The organism is uncultured Campylobacter sp. (genome assembly GCF_938045535.1).
Classification (GTDB): domain Bacteria; phylum Campylobacterota; class Campylobacteria; order Campylobacterales; family Campylobacteraceae; genus Campylobacter_B.
The window spans coordinates 1-5,708 of record NZ_CALIMQ010000113.1 but is presented as its reverse complement, the minus strand read 5'-3'; the positions used below and the strand labels follow the sequence as shown (position 1 = coordinate 5,708).

The 5,708-nt window shown below is 48.5% G+C and carries 4 protein-coding genes; 3 read left to right on the top strand and 1 reads right to left on the bottom strand.

Annotated features, from left to right (window positions below):
* The 3 genes from Q0095_RS03670 to tgt all read left to right on the top strand — a co-directional run.
* On the top strand, nt 1–1,976 hold a 1,976-nt coding region (locus Q0095_RS03670), incomplete at its 5' end, for a heavy metal translocating P-type ATPase (RefSeq protein WP_297881457.1).
* Entirely contained in the window at nt 1,966–2,310 is a 345-nt protein-coding gene (locus Q0095_RS03665; protein WP_297881455.1) for a hypothetical protein, read from the top strand. The genes Q0095_RS03670 and Q0095_RS03665, both read left to right, overlap by 11 nt.
* 393 nt (nt 2,311–2,703) lie before the next feature.
* Entirely contained in the window at nt 2,704–3,870 is a 1,167-nt protein-coding gene (gene tgt / locus Q0095_RS03660; RefSeq protein WP_297881453.1) for a tRNA guanosine(34) transglycosylase Tgt, read from the top strand.
* Nucleotides 3,871–4,547: 677 nt separating this feature from the next.
* On the opposite strand, the gene Q0095_RS03655 is transcribed toward tgt, so the two are convergent.
* Entirely contained in the window at nt 4,548–5,681 is a 1,134-nt protein-coding gene (locus Q0095_RS03655; RefSeq protein ID WP_297881451.1) for a hypothetical protein, read from the bottom strand.
* Nucleotides 5,682–5,708 lie beyond the last annotated feature (27 nt).

The window sequence follows — 5,708 nt, the reverse complement described above, 5'->3', positions numbered from 1 at the left end:
TTGAAGGCGTAACGGAAGCTAGATTTAACGCTAAAATCGGCTCTTTGATCCTTAAGCTTGACGCAGGCGTAAATAAGGCAGGAATTCTAAGGCAACTTGCGGCTTTAAATTTAAGCGAGCTAAAATCAATTATCCCCGCTAGCCATAAAAATTTACCGAGCAAAAACGAATTTATCTTAGCACTTCTTGCGTTGGGGGGAAATTTAATCTTTCGCACTTCGCCTTTAGCGCGCGCATTTAGTATCGTAGCGTGCATGCCTATCTTAAAAGAGGGCATTAAAGAAAGCTTTCGTCACGGACTGACCTCAAAAACTCTTGAAGCGATGGCGGTCGGGATTTCGCTCGCGCGCGGAGATATCTTTGCCGCAAACAGCACCAACGCGATGCTCGCTCTTGGCGAATACATGGAGGAAAGCACCGTTTATAAAAGCGACGATTTAATCCGCGAGCTCGCCCGCCCGGACATCGCGGAGGCTTGGGTAGAGATAGATCAGAACGGCAAAAAGACTGAAGTCAAAATCGCAACTTCTAAGCTAAAGGTAGGCGACATCGTGGTCGTGGGCGCAGGCGACGTTATAGCCGTGGACGGACACGTCGTAAGCGGCGAAGCGATGATAAATCAAGCCAATATGACGGGCGAATCGGTCGCGGTGAAAAAATCTCGCGGCGATAGCGTGTTAAGCGGCACTATCGTGGAGGAGGGCAGGATCCGTATCTGGGCGGAAAACGTCGGTGAAAACACCTCCACGCAGCGCATAAAGCACTACATCACGGCATCTCTTAACGAGCGCTCCAGCATCGGCATGCATACGACCCACCTAGCCGACAAGCTCGTACCGGTGACCTTCGGGCTTGCGGGCGTGTCCTATCTGATAAATCGAAATTTTATGACCGTAGCTTCGGTGCTGCAGGCGGACTACTCGTGCGCGCTTAAGCTGCCTACGCCGGTTGCTTTTAAATCAAGCATCTCAAAGGCGGGCAAGAACGGGATTTTGATCAAAGGCGCCAAGGCTCTTGAGTCGCTTGCGAGTGCCGATACCTTCGTATTCGATAAGACGGGCACGCTTACGTACGGCAACCTGGAAGTCGCCGAGATCATATCGTTTGACGAGCGCTTCAGCAAAAACGATATTTTAAATTTAACCGCAAGCGCGGAGGAGCATTACTTTCACCCCGTAGCCGAGGCGATCGTGGATGCGGCTAAAAAGCACGGTTTTATACACAAACACCACGACGAGGTGGAATTCGTCGTCGCTCACGGCGTTAAAACAAGTATCGAGGGCAAAAAGCTCATCATCGGCTCGCGCCACTTCCTGGAGGACGACGAGATGATCTCGTTTGCAGCGCATGAGCAGACCATCGATCTTGCGATGCAAAAGGGGCTCGCGCTGCTTTACATCGCATTTGACGGCAGACTTTTGGGGCTCATCGGGCTTAGAGACGAGGTGCGCGCAAACGCTCGCGCTGTTATCGCTAGGCTCCGCGAGTTGGGTGCAGAGCAGATCGTCATGCTAAGCGGCGACGTGAAATCAAAAGCTCGCGTCGTGGCCAAAAAGCTCGGCGTAGATCGCTATTATGGCGAGCTACTGCCGACGCAAAAGACCGAAATTTTAGAGCAGTTAAAAGCCGAGGGGCGAAAGGTGGTCTTCGTGGGCGACGGCATAAACGATGCGCCGAGCCTGATGAAGGCGGACATTGGTATCAGCATGCTAAACGGCGCCGAGATCGCCAAGGCTTCCGCGCAGATCGGGCTTTTGAAAAATGACATCGAGGGCGTCGCGCAGGTAAAGGCGCTGGCTAACGACACGCTGCGGCTCGTAAATCGAAATTTCAACGCCACCGTGGGGATAAATTCGATCATTTTATTTTTGGCGACCTTCGGCGCGTTAAGCCCCGTAGCTACGGCACTGCTGCACAACGGCACGACGATTGGGCTACTACTAAATTCCATTAAAGGGGTAAAATTTGAGCATTGAAGATAAAATTTTGGATCTAAATTTTCAGCGCAAAGCGGCTAAAACGGCACTGGGAGTGAGTATGGGCATCACGGCTCTAACCGCGCTAAATATGAACTCGCGCATGTCGCAGCTGCATAAATTTTCCGGCATAGTTATGCTAGGATGCGCGATCTGGCACGCTAGCCTTTACGGCTCGCCGTACAGCGAGGTTTTGCAAAATAGAAAAGCAAAGAGTCGGGGCAGAAAGAGATCCGAAGCAAATTTAGCCTTGCAAAATTTATCGGACGGCAAAAGCGTGTCCGCAAAAAGCGCGCCCCTAAAAAGGAAGCCTCGCGCACGCAAAAGCGTTTAGCGATATAGCGCGTCGCGGCTTTTGAAAGTGCAAAGATAAAACTCTAAAGCCGCTAAATTTCTTTAGACGCAGCCGCCGAATAAAACGTCGTAAGCGGTCAAATTTGCACCGTTTTCAGCTAAATTTGCTATCAATAATCTCACTTCGTAAATTTAATCGAATTTGTATTTTCAAATTTTGTGGTCATAGTTTTGCTTGCAAATTTTACGTTTTGCAGTTGCGGCGACTCCGCTACTTAAATTTTAATCCGCAAACGCTTCATAATATCCTTTAAATTTAACCCGCCTTTACCTGCCGCAAATTTAAATTTCGCTACAATCGCTTTTTAAAATTTTGCGCCGAGTGCGCGAAAAGAGGCTAAAAAAGCCAAGAAGCTAAATTTAAAGGATCAAGATGGATTTTCAAATAGACGCCGAGGACGGCGCGGCGCGCGCTTGCACGATCTGCACGGCGCACAGCACGATCCGCACACCCGTTTTTATGCCGGTCGGCACCGTGGGCGCGGTCAAGGCGCTCGATGCTACGGATATAGTGCAGCTCCTGGGCGCGCAGATCATCCTTGCCAACACCTATCACATGTATCTGCGCCCGGGATCGCGGGTGGTGGCGGAATTCGGCGGGTTGCACGGATTTACGAAATTTTCTCGCAGCTTTTTGACCGACAGCGGCGGCTTTCAGGCGTTTAGCCTGCGCGCAAACACCAAAAACGACGAGGGCGGCATAAAATTTAAAAGCCACATCGACGGCAGCATGCATTATTTCACGCCGCGCTCCGTGCTCGATACGCAGTATGAGCTAAACTCCGATATTATGATGATTTTGGACGATTTAGTGGAGCTGCCGCGTGAGCCTGGCGCACTTAGCAGCGATGATAGATCGCGGCTTAAAAAGCGGATCGATCTAAGCGTCGCGCGCACGATAAAATGGGCTCGCGAGGCGATAGATTATCACGAGGCCATGAAATCTCGCGGCTTGCATACGCATCAAAATATCTTCGGTATAATCCAAGGCGGCACCGACCCGCAGGCGCGCAAATTTTGCGCCGAAGCGCTGTGCGAGATGAGCTTCGACGGGCTTGCGATCGGAGGGCTCAGCGTGGGCGAGAAAAACGAGCTGATGTACGAAACCGTAGAGGCTATGATGCCATACGTCGATGCGGCGCGACCGCGATATTTGATGGGGGTCGGCACGCCCGAGGATCTCGTCGAAAACGTCGCTCGCGGCGTGGATATGTTCGACTGCGTGATGCCTACGCGCAACGCCCGCAACGGCACGCTATTTACGAGCTTCGGCAAGATCAGCATCAAAAACGCGGGCTTTATCAACGATCACGATCCGATCGATCCGCACTGCGACTGCTACACGTGCAAGCGCTTCAGCCGTGGCTACCTAAATCATCTATTTCGCGCGCGCGAGCTTAGCTTTTACCGCCTCGCAAGCATTCACAATCTGCATTATTACCTGCGCCTTGCCGCGGATATGAGAGAGGCGATAATGCGCGGGCGGTTTGCAGAGTTTAGGCGGGAATTCTACGCCGCACGAAGCGGGGCGCGAGATTAAATTTCAGCAGGCGAGGGCGCAGAATTTAGCGCGATAGTTAAATTTAGCCGCGACGGCAGCGGGCGGAATTTTAATACGGCGTGCGGGCAGCTAAATTTAAACGCGACAAAATTTTGGCTATGAAATTTAATTAGCTGCGGAGCGAGGAGCTTGTAGCTTTAAATTCCGCACTTAGGCTTTGGCATCAATTAGAATTTTATTTCAGCAAAATTTTATTATGATAGAGTTATGTCTTGGAATTTCGCCGTAGAATGCGATGTGAAATTTAGCTTTGAATTTCGCGCCGAATTGCGTGGATAAAATTCTGCGTCGATATTTGCTGAGCGCGCGAGATTTAAAGATGGAATTTAGCGGTAGGATTTTAAAGCCGTGATATCAATTGCCACAGCTTTTGTCAAATAAGGGGCATTGCATCGAAATTTCGCAGGCATTGGTGTATTTTGTAAGCGTGCATTAACGCGTATAAAACACATATATTGCTTTAGGGCGTACGATCTGCGCTAAAATTATGGAATTTTATTGCGATAAAATTTTAATGCGGTAGAATTTTACTTTGATAAAGTTCAAATCCCCGCTAAATTCTGTCTTCGTGCTAAATTTTGCGATGAAATTTTGAGTGGAATTCTATCGTAGTAAAATTTCATCGCAGCCAAATCTGCGGCAAAATTTTGTAGAATTTATTTTTTAATCCGCCTTAGCATACAAAATCCAAGGAAATAAAGCGGCGACATAACGATAAAGATTATTATGTATCGCCACGCCGTGCTCGCAAAAAATAGCCCTGTAAGCTCCATAAATTTCATCGACGCGCCAGTATAGCGGTCGCCGATGCCGATGAAAATAATAGCCGCGAGCTCCACAAGCAGCGCAGGAGCAAATAGGATTGAGCCTGCAGTTTTGAAAAACATAAACGAAAACGCCTTGAACTTATAATAAAACGAAATGAGCCCAAGTCCGATCACGCCGCAGATGAAAAACTGCTCGAACTCATCTAGCCCCAGGCTCTTATCCTGTAGGATCGTAGAGATGACGCACAGGATGATAAAGACGTTGTAATTCGCCATTTGATGCATCGGGTATTGATCGTGCGTCGCTATGGAGAGTAGGTTTATCGCGCGGTTAAGCGGCAGCAGATAAAATAGCGCAAAACTAAGGAAAATCAGCAGATCCATTACCATATAAACCGTGTCTTGATTGACGTAGTCTTGGATCTGCGAAAAAGATAGAAATATGCTTGCGATTTGCGAGCGGAATATCAAAATAAGGACTATCGGCACTATGGGCAGGATTATGGATTTAAGCCCTTCCTTGCGGATAGATGAAGTATAAATTTTACTCTCGACGCTTTGTGTGGTGCGCAGATCGTCTGTTTGGACGAACTCAAATCCAAAGAATTTCGGTTTTTTTGCACTCGTAAGCTTGGCTTTGCGGTTAAATTTAAATTTATTAAATTTTTTTGCGACCTTCGCTTCTTTTACGGCGGATTTATCCTCTGCGATATTTTCGGTGGAGCTTTGAAAGGATGGCGCTTCGGATACATTGTTTTCTGCGGAATTCTTATCGCCAAAAATTTCATCGTTTTGCTTTGCAGATTCTTTTGGCTGTGGGGCTACTTTTTGCGCTACACGGTCTTTGGATTTAGAACCCTCGACGCGCTTTATATTTATCGCGCTGGATGCTAGCGTGTCGAAGCTTACCTCATCGCCGTCGGTTAGGCTAGGATCGCGCTCGCCCAGCATTTCGTAGCTATACTCGACCCCGCCCGTGGCGACTATGACATTTTCACCTCTAATAAATCCGATAAGTCTCATATACTAATATTCCCCGATTTTTTAATG

Bases quoted from the DNA above. Each gene is read 5' to 3' on its own strand.
- tgt (WP_297881453.1), top strand. From the start codon at position 2,704: ATGGATTTTCAAATAGACGCCGAGGACGGCGCGGCGCGCGCTTGCACG.
- Q0095_RS03655 (WP_297881451.1), bottom strand. From the start codon at position 5,681: ATGAGACTTATCGGATTTATTAGAGGTGAAAATGTCATAGTCGCCACG.